A 17,815-nucleotide genomic window follows, 5' to 3' on the forward strand; every position below is an offset into this window, starting at 1 on the left:
GAGCAACACCTAAAGCCACATAGGAAGACAACTAAACATGCAAACATCGCTTTAGTAAAAAATCGTGTTTTTTATGCCACAAATACACTAACGATGGAGATTAGCCATACTCTGAGCACTGGAAACAATTTCTTCCACTCCTGCCTGATCGAAGTCCATTTTCACAAAGTAAGGTAGTTTGACCTCGCTCTTGCCTAATGGAATGCCAAACATTTTATCGAGTGGAAACGCATCCATTCGTTGTAGATTCAAGCTTAAATCATCTTTAATAAAACCAATTTTGTGGATTTTCTTCACCTCTGAAGGGGAATGCACCACTGCCGAATATACAGACTTCTCGGCATGGCCATCTGGGAACTGCTTAAATAATATTTGATCCATTTGCGGGTGGGTAAAACCCGATAAGAACTGCTTAAGAAATTGGCTATCGACATCTAAATCAGACACCGAATCTTTGAAAAGTTCTGCAATTCCTTCACCCACTTCCAACACTTCTTTTAGCCATGACTCCCCGTCATCCTCAGGTTCAATGGATAACAATTCATGCCATGCCATTTTGACGTTGGGATCAAATTCCTTAAAGGTCTCCAAAGAGAGGGAAAAGTTCAGTGGGTCACCAAAGTTATCAGGCATTTCGTAGCGACATAAATATTTGTTGTAGCCCCATATTTCTCGACCATTTATCAGCGCGTTAATGTTGTTGACAGAGATAAACGCAGGATACCAATACAGATGCTCTGCTTTTAACGTTTCGAGATTGACTTGCAGAATTGGTAACCAGACAATGACATCGGTTTCTTGCATATATCCATAATTACTAAATGGCGGCACTTTTGATGCGATATTTTCAATATCCGTAAAGGTCAATAAGCACCAATCCGTTAAAGCCCTGAATACAAATTCACTACTAGAAACCGAATTCAGCGTTTTATCAACATAGGCTTGGATTGTTGATTTCTTTCCTTTGACAAAGAAGCCATACATTTGTGCATTTAGCATTCTACATGGAGGTTTGGCGATCGGATTACTATAAAAATGTTGATAATCAGGCAACTCGGGATACATCTTTCACTCCTTAAAGTATGATAAGTTAGTGTTTAGTGTAGTTCGCTCAAGCCGCTTTTGCGTATGTTGTTACGAAAACTCCGCCTCTCGTTGCACAACCTCGATATAGTTGCGTGCCTCTCGCTGGCAAAAATACTGATAATGCGAGTATGCGTACTCATCATAGTTACCCGAGAGCTTGTTCATAAAACCGTGTAAATATCGCGTTCGGATACAATCCAGCCCTTTTTTATCTTTTAACTGTTCTATAACGGGCTCAACGTCAAAATGAGATTCAACTTGAGCAAAGAAGATAGACACATCGCAACTAGGCTTAATATTTAGATGGTTACGTATTTGGCTAGGATAAAATGCGATAAGCTGCTCAACAGAGTGAGATGCACCTTGTTCAGACAATGCAATCCACGCTGCAGCTCCGCCTGCACTAAAGCCAATAATAAGTTTTGGTTTGTATTCAGAAATCGCTGCTGATACTTTGTCAGCATATAAACGATGACCACACTGCGCCAAAAACAGCTCATAACAATCCGACTCAGAGACACTGTTTGGTTCTTCTATAAATGGTGAAAGCACCTGCACGTCACTTCCAAGCGATTTAGCAAAACGATCAATATGATCCGTATGACCGAAAATATCGGTAACGATTAATATAGCCATCGGTTTTCCTTATTAATAATTTATAGTTATTGGCTTGTATGACTTTCCTTGCCATGCGGCCTTATCTACTTATATTGGATTGACGCGCTGCAATCAAACTCTATATTCGATCGCTTAACTACGCTTTAACTAGCGCGCTTTTACCCAAAACTAAAACCTCTTTTAAAGCTAGCATACCGCCAACCTCTGTAAACATTAAATACAAATTAAATAAACATTAATTTAATCATCAATATCGCAAACAATGCTAAGCTTATTGTAAGTTCAGCAAGAGTGACCCAATTTGATCAAAATCATCTTACTCCTCTTCATTACCTTTCAATCCAGTTTTGTATTTGCAAAACAAATAACTTGGATTGCGATAGACTTCGCGCCTTATTATATCCTTTCTGACGATTTGGAGGGACAAGGACGGGACGAGTTATTGATAAAACTCATCCAACAACAGATGCCTGACTACACCTTCAATTATAAAGTGTTCCCCGCATCGAGGGCGATACATGAGCTCTCTAATTTCAACAACCAATATTGTATGATCTCCCTCTATAAAACACCCGAGCGGCAAAGACATATCGCTTTTAGTGATGAGTATTCTACCATTGGATTGTCAACCTCTGCCGCACTAAGGAAAGATGTCGCACAGTCGCTTGGCATTGCCAACAGCGCAATTGATTTGGAAACGCTTGTAACTGAGCACGGCCTAACCGTAGGTGTGGCGGCAAATCGGTCGTTTGGTCATGAAATTGATGCGTTATTGGCGAGTTTGCCTACCAAGCAAGTGCTTGTAAGACCAGGAAGAGATACATTAGAGAGTTTGACTATCATGCTACTCAAAAAAAGAGTCGACGTGATACTGGGATACCCAAGTGAACACCACTACCACAAATTGCATGTTGATAAGCAAGATGAATTGACACAAGTTAGATTGAGTATCGCCTCGCAAATAACTGCTGGATATGCAGGCTGTAATAACAATGCGATTGGTAAGGAACAGATAGCTGCAATTAGCGAAGCGTTAAAACAAGCCCACAAAACCGAGCTGTTTAGACTAGCCATGTCTCGTTGGTTACCAGAGCAATTTCAGCCACAGCTAGCTAGTATTTTTAAAAACTAACTTTGTAAAACTAGGGCCTGTTGATCTTTGCTGTTTGATTTTTGTTCTCCTGAGTGTATTTTGGTCGCGACGCTCGACTTGCCGCCTAGTAATCTAAGCAAAAGTTGAGCAACAATGAACAAAGCGCACTCAGGTGAACCCAAAGCGCAGCACCACGTATGTAGTAACACGTGGTGCAAGTTGAGATTACTTACGAATACCTTCTAAGTGCAAACCAATAGTAACGTGCGTTGATGCCGGACCTAAATCATAGTCGATGTCATAATCAGCAAGTTTTAACTGGGTTTCGCCTTCAAAGCCAACTCGGTATCCACCCCAAGGATCTTTACCTTCGCCCACTTTTTGAATATCAAACTCGATATTCTTTGTTACCCCATTGAGCGTGAAGCTTCCTTTCACCTTCGCATTTGTATCATCGCTAAAAGTAATTGAGTTACTCTTAAAAGTCGCCTTAGGGTTTGCTTTAACGTTTAAAAAATCATTACCGCGCAAATGCTTATCACGCTCTGCATGGTTCGAATCAACAGAAGCGGTATCGATCACTACATTGATTTTTGATGCATTTGGATTTTTTGCATCATAGCTGAAGTCGCCTTCGAAGCTATTAAATCGACCATGCAACCAGCTGTATCCTAAATGTTTAATTTTAAAGTTTACAAAGGCATGTGCACCTTTAGTATCAATTACATAATCCGCGGCATTTACTCCGGCCGATAAGGTCATAGCCGCCATGCTTAATGCAATGATTGTTTTTTTCATGTTTTAATCCTCAACTTTTGTAGCGTTTGGTACCTTGAGCATTCGAACTAAGGTACGATCTCTATTAATAAAGTGGTGTTTTAGCGCTCCCACGATGTGTAGCGCTACTAATCCAATAAGTCCCCATGCAATGTAAAAATGCACAGTGCCTGCAATATCGCTTTGTTCTTCAAATAGCTCTCCAATACCCGGAACAGAAAACCAGTTAAATACCTCGATTGCTCTGCCATCCGAGGTAGAGATTAAGTAACCTGTGACAAACAGCCCAAACAAGCCAAGATACAAAACGACGTGAACGACATGTGCTATTATGTTTTGCAATTTATCCATGGGAGTTGCTTCGCTTTCGGGCTTCACTTTAGGGTTAGTGAACTTCCAAATCAGCCTAAGTACTATCAAAGCTGCCAGCAGTATCCCGATACTTTTGTGAATGTGTAAGCCGTCACGGTAGAAAGGATCGTAATAACTGAGTTCAACCATGTACAACCCAAGACCAAACATGCCAAATACCACAAGCGCACTGAGCCAATGAAAGATGATGGCTAACAAACCATAGTTTTGTGATGTATTTTTAAACATAATATTCAGCTAATAAAACTCATTCTCAATAAGAGTAAGCTTATACGCTAAAAGTTCAGAGAGAAAGCCATAAATTTAGCGTCAGATTGTGCATATATGCACACAAAAAAGGCGCTTCATAATACAAGCGCCTTGAGTCGGGGGGAGTGTAAACTAATTTTTATAGAAGTAGCTGTCCTTGGTGATGCTAATCTTGGCATCTTGCTGCGACTCTATCGTGAATTGGATTGGAGTCCGTTTACCTTTTAGCTCATAGCCATCAGCGGTGACCGTTACAGGGATTAATGCCATGTCGCCGCCAGCAATATGCGTTGTGATTGGGGCTGTTAATTTCGCATCTGGTAGCCCCTTTAAGCTCACGGTGTAAGTTAAATCATGCTGTGTTTTGTTTATGACACTTAAGGTGTATGGGTTCTCGACTAATCCCTCATAATTAACACGATAAAGCGCATTACGGTCGCGAATGACAGAAGCTTCTATTGGTGTACGATTAAATGCCCAAATCACCATTGTGACTACTATCAATACGGTAATGGCACCATAACCCACTATTTTTAACCTAAATGGATTCGACTTTTTACCCGCTTGTTGATGCTCACTTTGATACTTAATCAAATCTGGCTGATACCCGAATTTATTCATCGTTTCGTTACACGCATCGATACATAAACCACAGTTAATGCATTCGTATTGCAAGCCATTACGAATATCAATACCAGCAGGGCAAACTTCAACACATAAATTACAGTCTACACAGTCGCCGAGCCCCAGCTGTTTTGGGTCTTCTTTGCGTTTACGACGACCCCTATTTTCACCTCGTTCACTATCATAGGTGACGACTAACGTATCTTTGTCAAACATAACCGATTGGAAACGAGAATATGGACACGCCACAGTACACATTTTTTCTCGTAGAAAGCCTGCGTTTCCATAGGTACAAAGTGCGAACAAAAATACCCAGAAGGAAGTAAGGCCTGTCCACTCAAGCGTAAACATGTCTAGATACAGCTCTTTTGCAGGTATAAAATAGGCCATAAATGAAGTGGCAGTAAACACCGAAATTATCAACCAAATAGCGTGTTTGGCCGTTTTCTTAGCGACTTTTTTGCTATCCCAGTTTGATTTGTCCAACTTTATTCTTTGGTTGCGAGTCCCCTCCACTCGGTGCTCAACCCAAGTGAACATCAGCATCCAAATTGTTTGTGGGCAAGTATAACCACACCACACGCGACCCAGCCAAGTCGTGACAAAGAATAAAGCAAAGGCACCCACCATAAAAATCCAGGCTAGAATCATAAAGTCTTGAGGGAGAAAGGTGGCACCAAATATCCTAAATTGCTGCTTACCAAAATCAAGCAAGATGGCCTGCTGCTCGTTGTACGGGATCCAAGGAATGAGAACGAAAGTTAACATTAAAAACCAGCCAAGGTTTCTTCTTATTTTTTGGAAAAAACCTTTTTGCTCTCTGACGTAAATAGGCCCTTCTTGTTTATAGGGCTTAATGATCATGTCTTCTTCTTTGATATCAAACTTCATGTTATTTGCTACATTGGTAATACACGAGTTTGATATTGCAACTTTCAGACCAATCTGAAAGTTTATAAAACTTTGATTTTTATTGTATTTATTTTTATGATATTTTCAATATCGCGAAATATCACGAATGGGCGCGAAATATCACGAAAGTTTAGCAATTTTTAGTTTTTTCATTTTCGACCTTAGCGTACTTTCGGGTAGTCCTAACTTATCAGCCGCCCCGTTGCTGCCAGCGATCTTCCAGTTACTTATTTCTAGCACTCTTAATATGTGCTCAGCTTCCGCTTGTGCTAGAGTCAGTTCACCGTTTTCAGATTTATGCTGCTCAGTAGCGTTAAGTGCTTGAGATAAGTCAAGTAAACGACCTTTAGATAATATCGCTTCGCGCTCCAACACGTTTTGGAGTTCTCGAATATTGCCTGGCCAATCATAACCCTGTAACGCATGAATAGCCTTTTTTGAGATCCCGCGTAGTTGCTTACCCAGCTTTTTGTTGAGCTGCACGATGAGGTTGTTGGCCAATACTGGTATATCCTCTATACGCTCTCGCAGTGCAGGCACTCGAATAGGAAAAACGTTTAAACGATAATATAAATCCATTCTAAACCCTCCCTCTTCGACCATTTTCCATAAATCTCTGTTGGTCGCCGCGACTATTCGTATATCTACTTGGATCGACTTACTTCCCCCTACACGCTCAAACTCTCGCTCTTGTAGTACCCGTAATAACTTGCTTTGCGCTTCTAGCGGTAACTCACCAATTTCATCTAAAAATATGGTCCCTTTATCCGCCAACTCAAAACGTCCTTTACGTCTTTCATTCGCTCCAGTAAATGCACCTTTTTCATGTCCAAACAACTCAGATTCGATCAAAGTTGGTGAAAAAGCTGCGCAATTTACTTTAACGAAAGGTTGCGATGAACGCTCACTAAGGCGGTGCAGATTTCTGGCAACAAGCTCTTTACCCGTGCCATTTTCCCCTAAAACCAATACCGTACTGTCGGTCTGACTAACCAGTTCTAGCTGCGCCAACATGGCCTGAAATATTGCGCTACTGCCCACTAAACCCGAGTCTTGCCAATTTTCATTTAATGTTTCTAGCAGGTAGGCATTTTCATCTTTAAGTTGCTCAGTAAGTACTTGAACTTTATTCAGCGCCTCTCTTAGGGCATTTTCAGTTTTGTGCTGTTGCGATACATCGCGAAATATCGCGACTGCACCGATAATTTGCTGCTCTTTAAAAATTGGCGTAGAGGTGTATTCCACAGGAAAACAACTTCCATCTTTACGCCAGAACACCTCATTGGTTACCTGTCGTGTTTTACCATCAAACATTGTTTTGTAGATGTTACATTCATCAGCAGGATACTCACTCCCATCTGCATGACTATGATGATGGTACTGATGTATTTTTTCCCCCAAAAGCTCATCACTTTGCCACCCAGTCATACGCTCTGCGGCCGGGTTTACAAAAACAGCGTTGCCAGAAAGGTCAAAACCATAGATCCCCTCTCCAACCGCATTCAATAATAATTTAGGGTCCGCCAAAAAGTGTTTGATAATAGACATAGCAATCCTCGCGATATTTCGCGAGCATTATATAACCATAGCTTTTTATTGTCAGCCATGAGTTTTGCTTAATAATCAGCATCGTCACAACAAATATGCATTTTTCACCCATGAAAGTGTAAAATGAGAGAAAGCTTATAACTTGAGTAACTGCGTGGACAAATCAACTTATATTCCCAGCGCGTTTCTGGACGACATAAAAACCTACTTACCAGATCACCTTAGCATCGAAGACTTTATAGATAAGTGCCAGTCTCCTTTACGCCGAGCAGTCAGAGTCAATACCCTAAAAATGTCTATCACGGAATTCTTAACCTACTGCGAAAAAAGTGATTGGCAGGCAGAGCCGATCCCTTGGTGTGAGGAAGGGTTTTGGATATCAAGAAGTGAACAAGAAGAAACTAATCTTGCTATCGGCAACACAGATATCCATTTAAGTGGCTGCATCTATGTCCAAGAAGCAAGTTCTATGTTGCCGCCAACAGCACTTAAATCGACTATCTGCAGTGATGATATTAATTTGGATATGGCGTCAGCACCGGGTTCGAAAACTTCGCAACTCGCAGCTTATATGGATGGACGCGGCGTACTAATCGCTAATGAGCTATCGTCATCTCGACTCAAAGCGCTTGCAGCAAATATGAAACGTATGGGCATACGAAATGTTGCGTTGTCTCACTTTGACGGCTGTATCTTTGGCGATTATATGCATGAATGTTTTGATAACATCTTACTTGATGCACCATGCTCTGGAGAAGGCACTGTTAGAAAGGACCCTAATGCCCTTAAAAACTGGTCAATTGAGTCTAATGTTGAAATAGCACAAGTGCAGAAGCAACTGATAGACAGCGCATTTCAAGCCTTAAAGCCAGGTGGTACCTTAGTATATTCAACTTGCACATTAACACCATTGGAAAATCAGCAAGTATGCCAACACCTCATTGATAATTACCCTCAAGCAGTAGCAGTCGAAAACCTATCGACTTTATTTGAGGGTGCTGAAAAAGCAACAACGTCCGAAGGGTACTTGCATGTGTGGCCTCAGCTATATGATAGCGAAGGGTTTTTCATTGCTCGATTTAAGAAGCTACACTCTGTTGCCGTTAAAAACCCAAAACAGAAAAAAGGCGCTTTCCCTTTTGAAGAACTAGACAAGAAAACCACTCAACTATTGTTATCCGTACTAAAAAAGCAGTTTGGTATTGCCCAACTTGACGGTAAGTTGATGCAGCGCGATAAAGAGGTGTGGTTATTTCCTGACAACTTTGAAGCAATCCAAGATAAGATCAAATATTCTCGCATAGGAATTTTAATCGGTACTACCCATAAAAACGGGGTAAGATTAGAGCATGAGTTTGCCACTACTTTCGGTCACTTAGCGTCTAAAAACACTTTAGCACTAACAAAAGAGCAAGCAAAAGATTACTTTAATGGCAAGGATATACGCCTAGATGAAGTTACCAAACTAACGGGAGAGGTGATCCTCACGCTATGTGGCAGTGCCATCGGGTTAGGAAAATGGCAAAAGAATAAAGTTAAAAACAGTTTGCCTCGGGATTTAATTAAAGACGGCCTGTTGATAACTTGGGTATAACCTGAATATACCCTTTTGATATTTTTAAGACCAATTATGAATATAAAGAACAACTCTTTGTTTTATATAAACTTAATAAATGATTCATTTATTTGTAAAAAGAATGAAAGGTTAACTAAACTTAACAGTACTTTCTACTTCTCCCTACAGTCTTAGAAGGTGTTTTTAGTTAGCGCACGGCTCAATCTTGAGCCTTTCCCTAGGCCCAGAACTTAGCAGGTAAGTTTCTGGGCGTTTTTTTTTATCAGTTAACCAGAGGCTAGTTAGGTCAACATTTCGAGTTCTGTGATGATCTGCATCGCTGCTTCATTACTGTCACCGCACACATCTTCCATGGCCTTAAATTGCAAACACACCTGTGGGCGCTCTGGCTGGTTAAACAGTTTACACAGATTATTTTCATCTAGTTGAATACACCGCTCCCCAGCAGCTTTACCATTTGGCATACCGGGAATGGGTGTTGAAATACTTGGTGCTATACAACAAATCACGTACCTTTGTTTTTTATAATTAGAAGTACCCTAACCCTATGAAAGTTGATAACTGATATTTTTCTAAAATTTCGAAATTTACACCTCGCTTTCGTGAAAAATCCATATTTCTCCACGTCATATTTCTAAATATGTAGCCTGGCAATACGATCTCACACTTTATTTTTCTGGAATTTACTTCACCCTGTTTACTTCACCCGTTCTCAAGTACGTGACATCACCAGCCCAAACTTGATTTGCTGCTACTGGATTGAAGCCTTTATTCAATAAGTTATCAGCTACGCTATCACTGTGTTTGCGCTTCGTCGTCACCTTATAAGCAACCCGTTGTGTCACGGTTAAGCTAAGCTTTTTCATGAGCTGTTGAACTCCATAATTACTCACCTGAAAGCCCTTTTTGCATAACCGTTTCTTTAACTCTCGGTAACCCAAGCTATTTCGACTGCTTTTAAAATAGCTTTGGCTCTTCGATATAGATTAAGCTGCTCAGGTGCAATGCGCTTCACAAGCCTATTCAGCCAAGCATAATAAGCACTGCGACTCACTCCTATTACTCTGCAAAGCTGCGTAACAGGAAATATCGACGAGAGTTGTTTTATCGTTTTAAACGCTATTTGGTTTCCTTTAGCAAGAGGCTATTGCATAGCGCACGACTAGCATATTTTAAGGACTTTCTTTTCCATCCTAAGCTCTTTATTTTCCTTACGAAGTTTCAACAACTCAGCTCGCTCATCAGCATTTAAGCTTGTTCCAGATTGCTCTGCTTCTAAATTTGGCTTTCCAGTTGTATAGTGTTTCTGGTGTACCCCCCAGTTTATCCGAAATCGATACTAGCGCAGCCCACAGTGAGGAAAACTCATGCTGTTGAGTAATAACAAGCCCAACTGCTCGTTCACGAAATTCTGATGTATAGCGATTTGATTTTTTCATAGTTCCAGTTTTTCAAGTTATTGAGTCTCTGGTAAACTCGGGGCGATCCAGTTCACTGCACGCTTACACACTTCCCCTCTATCGCACCCGCAAAACATAAGCCTATATGCAATGTGCCGACAGGATATCGGCCACTCGCATAGGGATGTACCTTACAAGCTGATTACACTATATCGGCTAAGGATTTAAGGAGTCAGTGTTATTACTCCTAATTTTACTTGACAACTAAGAATTACACTATTCGAGACCCTAAGAATGAAAAGAGATATTATTTAACAAATCTGAGCGAATACGCTGTTTCAGCAACTCTCTTGGCTAATAAATCAGAGATATCGATAAAGTTCTTATCAAATTTATCTAGCGGTAACAATGGCAAATCTGTACAAGCCAAGATCAAAAAATCTGAATTAAGCTCATCAATAATAGCTTGAAACATTTCAAAAGCTAAATCGTCTTCACCACCATGTAGTTTTATATGCTTGACTAGATCATCCATTTTTCTTAGTGGAGGAGTTTCTATAAGTTTACTCATTGAAACCTCTCTAAAAGGTGAGTAGGCACCAAAATCAATGACCTTGCTAATTGATAGCATTGCAACTGAGCTGTGTTTGTCAGTAATACTTTCTACTACATCAATGACAGAAATAAACTCGAACTGATATTTTTTTTCCTTTATTTTTGAGGAAAAGTAATGCAAAACATTGCATGCTATACAAACGACATCGACCTTATGATTAAGTGTATTTAGTGATTTTTCTAAGCTTAACCACAACCTTTCTTCATTATTACTAATATCAATCGCATAGCCGAGTTCAGGGAGTGAATACATAAGTACTTCAGGTGAGCTTAGATCCCCTGCATATTCGTTTCCCCACAACTCCTTATTATGATGTAGTATTTTAGAAAAAAGGTCCAATCCAGCATCTGGTCCTGCTCCAGTTATAATACCAATTCGTCCTTTACCAAAAACCATTTAAACTCCAAAAAGCTAACTATATTTAAAAAAAGACTTAATCTGCTTAAATACATGATTAAGTGAAGACTCAAAAAAAATAATTACGAGACTCGACGATATTAAAAAAAATGAAATAAAAACACTGCCTGAAAAAGTTTCTCCTAAAAGTATTGAGGATGAGAAAAGAGCAAAAAATGGAATAAGTAAATTGAAAGGAGCTACTGTGCTGACTGGATAGATAGACAACAATCTACCCCAGAGTATAAATGCCAACACTGTTGCAATAATAGAGGTATAATAAACCGAAAAAACACCAACAGCATCAATATTGATTAGTGATTGAATTTGTTGAGACTCATAGAAATAAGACAAAATTAATAATGGAATAGGAGGAATAATACTTGACCAAACCATGAGAGGGAAAAGCTCCAAAGAGCCACCAGATTTTTTAATAATCACAGTACAAAGAGCATTAAAGAAAGAAGCGAGAACCACAATCAAGAATCCAATAAAGGAAGCCTTATAATCTCCATCTATAGCAATTAACAATATACCAATAGAACCCACTAAGAGGGCTATAAACTGTGTTAAGCTGAACACTTCTTTGAAAAAAAAACACGACAATAGTACTGAAAAAAGTACCGTACTCTGAAGTATTAATGATGATAACCCTGATGGAACCCCCGAGTATATCCCTAAATAAATTAGGGAAAAAGTACAAGTATAACTAATCCCTAAAAAGCAAACATAATGAAATCCAACATTGGGCCTTTTTACAAAAAATACCAGTGGAAACACAACGGTTATGAATCGAATTGCGACATTAAAAATGGGGGGGAAATCACTAAGCCCTATTTCAACTATAGAAAAACCTACTCCCCATATCAATGCAACAAAAATTGCAGTTAATGCGTGGTTAAGCGTCAATTGAAACCTCACGAATACATGATAACTTTTCAAAAACTGCGTCCGGATCGAAGTAATTTTTGAGCTCAACATCGTAATTTAAATGCTTAAAACTACTTCCCATTAATTTATATTTCCCAGTAAAGTAAACTCTATTATCGATAATCTCTCTGATTGCTTCACACAACGCATCTATATCTTCAATTGTCGAGTAGAGGCCTAGACTTGCTCGAACCATCCCTTGGTATAACTCAACTTCATCTTCATTATCAATTTCCCATAACTCATCAAGTAAACATTCCCTGACATAAGGGTGTGCGCAGAAACATTCATTTCTCACAGCAATTCCAAAGTAATCATTTAAAATTAATGATAGTAACTGATGGGGAACATTTTTAAGGTTAAAGCTAATAGCACTGATTCGCATTGATGTATCTTTATCAGCATAAATATTGACACCAGGTATAGATCTTAAGCTTTTAATCATATAATTTGTGAGGTAAATCTCTTTTTCATATATATTATTTATTCCTATCTTATCTAGAAATTTAAATACATTCGCTAATTTAAAAATCCCAGATATATTTAAGGTTCCAGCATGCTCTTTATCAAAATCATCTTCTGAGACAATATAATCACTTTTTGAAACAGTACTTACCATTCCTCCGCCATAGAACTCTGGCTTCATTCTTCTTAGTAAATCATTGCGTCCAAGTAATACTCCAGGTGACCCTGGAGCATATGCTTTATGTCCAGAAAAGACAAAGAAATCAATACTTCTCTTTGGATTGACTTGACTCATTACTATTGGCATGTGGGCTGCGACTTGAGCTCCATCAACAATGATATATGCCCCATGTTCGTGCGCAATTTCCGCAATATCATAAATTTCATTTAAATGACCTGATACGTTACTTGCGGCAGTTATGGCAACATACTTTATCTGTCCGTTATTTTTCTCAAAAATTTCTCTTACAGTATCAATTTCTACTCCTACAAACTCACCGGTCTTATCAAAAACGGGGATTGTTAGAACTTCTTTACTATTTACTCTATGTGGCAAATCATTGGAATGATGCTCCATCATTGAAATCAATACTTTTTGCTTTTCCATATCTAAGCTTGCTAGCCCTCTAGCTAACCTATTAATTGGTGATGTGGCCCCCCCTCCAAGATAAACAACGCTATAGTCCTCATTACACCCGAAAAAAGATTTAAGAACATTGGAAGACCAAGAGACGATTTCTGTGCTAATTTGTGCAGATAAATGCACTGTAGAATGTGTATTAGAATAATATTTTAAAAATTCGTTTACTGCCGCTTGCGCTGGTTTTAACGCAAGTGTTGAAGCAGCTGAGTCCAAATAAACTCTAGTAACAGATTCTCCATTTGCGTTTGTAAATTTAAAGTTAGTTCCGTAAAAAAAATCCTTCATATCTATTCCTTGGTTATTCACTTTTAGACGTTTCTTCTAAATGACAATAATCATCGTCGCAGAAGAAGTTTATAAACTGGCTATTGGAACCAAAAACTTTTTCAAAAACATAGATACCAAGTTCAATCCTTTCAATATAAATATCATTGAAGAAATTAATAAAGAAATGACTCTCAAAACTAGAGTAAATTGATTTGAAAAGTGTAGCTAATATAAGGTTGCACTTAGGGTTACTCCCTTCCCTCATAACCAACGGTGCATTATTAGGCCCATCAATTGCATAGGCTTTTTTATCGATAGTAATATCACAGAACTCATTATCCACACATCTAATTAAAGTACTATCATTGCTGTCATACATTTTCACTAAATCAGGGTTGGCCTTGCTTGATTTAGATAAATATTTCAGAGCTTTATTTCTAGTTGAGCTTTCAAAAACGACCTCTATATCTGAACAGCTTAGGCCAGCGTTTTCCAATATAACTTTATAGTTACTTGGAATACTAAAATCTTTTTTAATAGAAGCCCGTTCATTAGGTGATATTCCTATATCATTAACCCATAGATATAACCTGGAAACAACACCATCAATTTTTAATTTCTTATGAAATTCGACTCCTGATTTAAATGACAACTCTTCAGATTCTGAAAAATTTGATAAATCAGATAACTCAGTAGAAATACAATAATGCCCTGCCAAAATCGCCACACGCTTTTCATTAAAGTTAAATAAATCAACACTATCAAAATACCTGTTATCAACTCTATTACCCTCACAACTTGAAGAACTCATCATCAAACCCCATTAAATTTTTTCTACAAACGCTACGTATGAGCCTTTCTCATAATTCAGATTAGTTATTTTACACTTCCCTTTTGAGCAGAACCTTTCCAAATCCAGCTTGGTATTTTCATCGTCAAATATAATTTTAACTTTCTCTCCGCTCGCCATATTTTTTAATTCCCTCTTAGTCAACATAAGAGGAATAGGACATGACTTACCCTTCAATTCCAATAAAACATCGAAAATCATCTATATTTACCCAATATTATTTATATATTTTCTCGTTACTCTTTGATGTAGCCTTGTTATTAATTCATAACAGAGTAAATTGGACCAATCAGCAACTTCAGACAATAAAATATTTTCTCCCCAGATTTCTGCAAAATCGCCTATGGTTGTAGTGGGAATGTCTGTAATATCAATAGCCATCATATCCATAGAAACAGCCCCTATTACCCGCGCTCTTTTTTTATTTATGTAAACAAATGCATCTCCTTTTGAGAACCGAGGATAGCCATCAGCATAACCAATACCAAGTATTGCAACGCGCGCCCCCCGTTCAGCTTTCCAATGTCCGCCATAACCAATAGTCTGACCTTTTGCAACTTTTTGAATAGATATCACCTTACATGAAAGTGTCATAACAGGTTTGAGATCAAGACTTCTCGCTGTTATCTTTTTGAAAGGTGAGCAACCATAAATACTCAATCCAGGTCGACACCAATCTTGCTGGTACCTTTGTTCACTAAACAAAGCTGCACTATTTGCTAAACTTATTTGTATATTTAGCGACTTCGATATTGACTTTAACTTCTCTAGTTGTTGAAGATTTGACATATGCTCTGGTTCATCTGCACAGGCCATATGCGACATTAGTACCGGCACTTCTGCTTTACCTGAACCTCTCAATGAATCCAATGCTGCTGTGACTTCATCAGCAGAGAAGCCAAGTCTATTCAACCCAGTGTTTACTTTTAACCAGCAATTTATTCGACCAGTGAGATCTGCATTCTTTATGCTTTGGATCTGGTAAAAACTATGTACAACAACCCAAAACTTATAGATTTGTGCTAATTTTGCCTCTTCAGAACTGAATATACCTTGCAATATTAAAATGGGGCTTGCAATACCACCTTCACGCAGTGCTACAGCTTCTTCTAGGGAAGCAACTGCATAACCGTGAACCTTACCTTCTAAAGCTTTTGCTATCACTAAGGAACCATGCCCATATGCATCAGCCTTAACAACTGCAATAATTTTACTTTGTTGGGCAACACTGGATATGACCTCAATATTATTTCCGATAGCATCAAGATCTATTGTCGCTAAACTTCCTACACTACACCTTTGCATATTGCCCCCACCAAAAACTAAAACCACAACTTAATTATCACCAAGCATCGAAAGTTTCTTAATATCTAGTTTTCCATTCTTGTTAACAGGAAAAAAATCAACAATATTAATCTTATCTGGAATCATATAATGCGGTAACAACTCAGAAATTTTACTTTTTATTTCACCGGCAGATAGTTTATTATTAGGTTTTACATATGCTGCTAAAAGCCTATTTTCATAATTATCACCTTCGACCGTAATGTGACTAGAATCAACCTTTTCTAAACTATTTATGGCGTTTTCAATTTCACCTTTTTCGATTCTAAAGCCCCTAAGCTTTATTTGATCATCCTTTCGACCCAAAAATATCAAATTCCCAGAAAAATCCATTAAACCCAGATCTCCAGTCCTATAAACTCGACGTTCATCAAGAATATTAAAAAATGACTCGTTAGATTTCTTTAGATTGTTAAGATAACCATTTGCAACCCTATTACCACCAATATATATCTCACCGATGACTCCCTTTGGCACGACATTAAAATCCTTATCTAATATATAAAGATCAGTGTCCTTAATCGCCTTTCCAATCGGAATTTTTTTCCAACTTTTATCGAATTCACTTATTAGGAAATGACTAGAGAAAGTTGTACACTCAGTAGGTCCATAAATATTTGTAATTTTAGTATCAACAAATTTTAATGTAGCTCGTTTAACATGATAAAGAGAAGCCTCTTCCCCTCCAAAAAGAACATGATCAAGTTTATTTAGTATTTCACTTCCTTGATCTACTAAAAAGTTAAACATAGTTGCTGTAAAGAACATTGAGTTTACAGAATGCTCTGAAACTAATTCATAAACTCTTTTTTCATAGATTCTTTGTTTATCATATATTACACAAACACCACCATTTAATATTGGATACCATATTTCAAATGTTGCAGCATCAAAAGAGTATGGTGCGATATGTAAAGTTTTTACTTTACCCTTAATATTTAGGTAATTTTGATTCTGGGTTAAACCAAGAACACCGCTCTGATTAACCACAACTGCCTTAGGCTTTCCCGAAGTACCTGAAGTATAATTTATATAAGATGGTGAACAAGGTGATTGCTCACTATCAATTGAATATTCAAAACTACCGTCTGTACACAACAAATTGTCTAAATCAATATATTTAATTCCAAACTCATTCCTTAACTGGCTATCTTTCTTAGTTAATATTAGTTCTACACCTGCATCATCAAGTATATATTTCAATCTCTCAACTGGCATCTTTGAATCAAGAGGTAAATACGCATTACCAGATTTTAGAATAGCAAGCATTGCTATTATTTCTTCAAAAGACTTAGGAATATCCAGTGCAACAATTGAATTATTATCAAGATTAAATAGATCTATATTATCAGCAAGAAGGTTGGAATAATTATCAAGTTCTTTGTATGAAAGAGCCTTACCATTATATATAAGAGCTGTACAAGATCCATATTTATCTACAACATCAGAAAAGCACTCTGCAATATTTTTAAAAGAACAACCAGTATCCTCACCATTTATTACAGAGCTTAATGTTGAATCAACCTCTTTAAAAAAACTTGATGTATTTAAACCACAAAACTTTAAATAACTCTTAAAAAATGATTTAAAATGCAAACCTGGTTGGTTTCTAGAATTTACTCTCAATATGAATACAGTCTCTACTTCACCAACATCAACAGAAAGCTCAACCTCATTATCGTTTAAATTTAAGCCAGAATGAGAACCAAAGCAAAAATAAAGTTTCAGCGGGCAATTATCGGGTGAGTGAAAATTATTAGAAGAATCACTCGTTAGACGATCAATATCACCTACATTATAAAATGAATCATCAAAAAAACCTTTATTATAGTTAAAAAGACCACATAAACTAACACCACCTTTATCAAATATAAAATATGGAAAAACCACTTCATCACTATAAGAATAAAAACTCAAATTATAGGACAAAGCCTTTCTAAAAAAATCAAATTGTGATTTATAGTTTTCACATTCAAAATCACCAGTCTCAACCTTAAATTCTAACTTATATGTATCTTTATTTATGTTTTCAGACAAGTTAATCACTCC

General features: G+C 37.8%; 16 protein-coding genes. 2 read left to right on the top strand and 14 right to left on the bottom strand.

Annotated elements, in window-relative coordinates:
• Window positions 1-87 precede the first annotated feature (87 nt).
• Together MHN30_RS10565 and MHN30_RS10570 are read right to left on the bottom strand one after the other, a co-directional pair.
• The gene (locus MHN30_RS10565; RefSeq protein ID WP_239359526.1) at window positions 88-1,065 is read right to left on the bottom strand and encodes an acetoacetate decarboxylase family protein; all 978 of its coding nucleotides are present in this window, start codon (window positions 1,063-1,065) and stop codon (window positions 88-90) included.
• A 69-nt stretch (window positions 1,066-1,134) separates the two neighbouring features.
• A complete protein-coding gene (locus MHN30_RS10570; protein ID WP_239359528.1) occupies window positions 1,135-1,722 on the bottom strand; it encodes a hypothetical protein in 588 nt (195 codons plus the stop codon).
• A gap of 283 nt (window positions 1,723-2,005) precedes the next feature.
• Here MHN30_RS10570 and MHN30_RS10575 point away from each other — a divergent pair, with 283 nt between their 5' ends.
• Window positions 2,006-2,836: a transporter substrate-binding domain-containing protein gene (locus tag MHN30_RS10575; RefSeq protein WP_239359529.1), complete on the top strand. Its 831-nt coding sequence runs from the start codon at window positions 2,006-2,008 to the stop codon at window positions 2,834-2,836.
• Between the two features lie 186 nt (window positions 2,837-3,022).
• Here the strand turns inward: MHN30_RS10575 and MHN30_RS10580 are convergent, their stop codons facing one another.
• The 4 genes from MHN30_RS10580 to MHN30_RS10595 all read right to left on the bottom strand — a co-directional run bounded on the left by MHN30_RS10580 (window position 3,023) and on the right by MHN30_RS10595 (window position 7,279).
• Entirely contained in the window at window positions 3,023-3,595 is a 573-nt protein-coding gene (locus MHN30_RS10580; RefSeq protein ID WP_017218664.1) for a YceI family protein, read from the bottom strand.
• 3 nt (window positions 3,596-3,598) lie between these two features.
• On the bottom strand, window positions 3,599-4,174 hold the full coding sequence (locus MHN30_RS10585; RefSeq protein ID WP_130163945.1) for a cytochrome b: 576 nt from the start codon (window positions 4,172-4,174) through the stop codon (window positions 3,599-3,601).
• Between the two features lie 153 nt (window positions 4,175-4,327).
• Complete coding sequence (gene ccoG, locus MHN30_RS10590; RefSeq protein WP_069019052.1) at window positions 4,328-5,710, bottom strand: cytochrome c oxidase accessory protein CcoG; 1,383 nt, start codon at window positions 5,708-5,710, stop codon at window positions 4,328-4,330.
• Between the two features lie 141 nt (window positions 5,711-5,851).
• Entirely contained in the window at window positions 5,852-7,279 is a 1,428-nt protein-coding gene (locus MHN30_RS10595; protein ID WP_239359530.1) for a sigma 54-interacting transcriptional regulator, read from the bottom strand.
• Window positions 7,280-7,433: 154 nt separating this feature from the next.
• Between MHN30_RS10595 and rsmF the strand changes: the two genes are divergently transcribed.
• A complete protein-coding gene (gene rsmF / locus MHN30_RS10600) occupies window positions 7,434-8,873 on the top strand; it encodes a 16S rRNA (cytosine(1407)-C(5))-methyltransferase RsmF (RefSeq protein WP_130163943.1) in 1,440 nt (479 codons plus the stop codon).
• Between the two features lie 263 nt (window positions 8,874-9,136).
• On the opposite strand, the gene MHN30_RS10605 is transcribed toward rsmF, so the two are convergent.
• From MHN30_RS10605 to MHN30_RS10640, 8 genes are all read right to left on the bottom strand, one after another.
• Window positions 9,137-9,319: a Fe-S-cluster oxidoreductase gene (locus tag MHN30_RS10605; RefSeq protein ID WP_239359635.1), complete on the bottom strand. Its 183-nt coding sequence runs from the start codon at window positions 9,317-9,319 to the stop codon at window positions 9,137-9,139.
• A 219-nt stretch (window positions 9,320-9,538) separates the two neighbouring features.
• On the bottom strand, window positions 9,539-9,721 hold the full coding sequence (locus MHN30_RS10610; protein ID WP_130163942.1) for a hypothetical protein: 183 nt from the start codon (window positions 9,719-9,721) through the stop codon (window positions 9,539-9,541).
• Between the two features lie 841 nt (window positions 9,722-10,562).
• Window positions 10,563-11,267, bottom strand: coding sequence for a hypothetical protein (locus MHN30_RS10615; protein WP_239359531.1), 705 nt, complete (start codon window positions 11,265-11,267; stop codon window positions 10,563-10,565).
• Window positions 11,268-11,282: 15 nt separating this feature from the next.
• Complete coding sequence (locus tag MHN30_RS10620) at window positions 11,283-12,176, bottom strand: EamA family transporter (RefSeq protein WP_165384094.1); 894 nt, start codon at window positions 12,174-12,176, stop codon at window positions 11,283-11,285.
• Window positions 12,166-13,590 carry an aminotransferase class V-fold PLP-dependent enzyme gene (locus MHN30_RS10625; protein WP_130163938.1) on the bottom strand — a complete coding sequence of 475 codons (1,425 nt, stop codon included), beginning with the start codon at window positions 13,588-13,590 and terminating at the stop codon, window positions 12,166-12,168. Before MHN30_RS10625 ends, MHN30_RS10620 begins: the two co-directional genes overlap by 11 nt.
• A 13-nt stretch (window positions 13,591-13,603) precedes the next feature.
• The gene (locus tag MHN30_RS10630; RefSeq protein ID WP_239359532.1) at window positions 13,604-14,386 is read right to left on the bottom strand and encodes a hypothetical protein; all 783 of its coding nucleotides are present in this window, start codon (window positions 14,384-14,386) and stop codon (window positions 13,604-13,606) included.
• 243 nt (window positions 14,387-14,629) lie between these two features.
• Window positions 14,630-15,754 (bottom strand): alanine racemase, encoded by a 1,125-nt coding sequence (gene alr, locus MHN30_RS10635; protein ID WP_239359533.1) that lies wholly within the window; start codon window positions 15,752-15,754, stop codon window positions 14,630-14,632.
• A gap of 3 nt (window positions 15,755-15,757) precedes the next feature.
• Entirely contained in the window at window positions 15,758-17,803 is a 2,046-nt protein-coding gene (locus MHN30_RS10640) for an amino acid adenylation domain-containing protein (RefSeq protein ID WP_239359534.1), read from the bottom strand.
• Window positions 17,804-17,815: the final 12 nt, after the last annotated feature.

The sequence above is a fragment of the Pseudoalteromonas sp. OF7H-1 genome (genome assembly GCF_022347825.1).
Lineage (GTDB): Bacteria > Pseudomonadota > Gammaproteobacteria > Enterobacterales > Alteromonadaceae > Pseudoalteromonas > Pseudoalteromonas maricaloris.

Excerpts from the sequence above, each read along its gene's own strand:
- MHN30_RS10625 (WP_130163938.1), bottom strand. The coding sequence starts at position 13,590 with ATGAAGGATTTTTTTTACGGAACTAACTTTAAATTTACAAACGCAAAT.
- MHN30_RS10595 (WP_239359530.1), bottom strand. The coding sequence starts at position 7,279 with ATGTCTATTATCAAACACTTTTTGGCGGACCCTAAATTATTATTGAAT.
- MHN30_RS10585 (WP_130163945.1), bottom strand. The coding sequence starts at position 4,174 with ATGTTTAAAAATACATCACAAAACTATGGTTTGTTAGCCATCATCTTT.
- MHN30_RS10565 (WP_239359526.1), bottom strand. The coding sequence starts at position 1,065 with ATGTATCCCGAGTTGCCTGATTATCAACATTTTTATAGTAATCCGATC.
- MHN30_RS10580 (WP_017218664.1), bottom strand. The coding sequence starts at position 3,595 with ATGAAAAAAACAATCATTGCATTAAGCATGGCGGCTATGACCTTATCG.
- MHN30_RS10610 (WP_130163942.1), bottom strand. The coding sequence starts at position 9,721 with ATGAAAAAGCTTAGCTTAACCGTGACACAACGGGTTGCTTATAAGGTG.
- ccoG (WP_069019052.1), bottom strand. The coding sequence starts at position 5,710 with ATGAAGTTTGATATCAAAGAAGAAGACATGATCATTAAGCCCTATAAA.
- MHN30_RS10630 (WP_239359532.1), bottom strand. The coding sequence starts at position 14,386 with ATGATGAGTTCTTCAAGTTGTGAGGGTAATAGAGTTGATAACAGGTAT.
- MHN30_RS10615 (WP_239359531.1), bottom strand. The coding sequence starts at position 11,267 with ATGGTTTTTGGTAAAGGACGAATTGGTATTATAACTGGAGCAGGACCA.
- MHN30_RS10605 (WP_239359635.1), bottom strand. The coding sequence starts at position 9,319 with ATGCCAAATGGTAAAGCTGCTGGGGAGCGGTGTATTCAACTAGATGAA.
- MHN30_RS10570 (WP_239359528.1), bottom strand. The coding sequence starts at position 1,722 with ATGGCTATATTAATCGTTACCGATATTTTCGGTCATACGGATCATATT.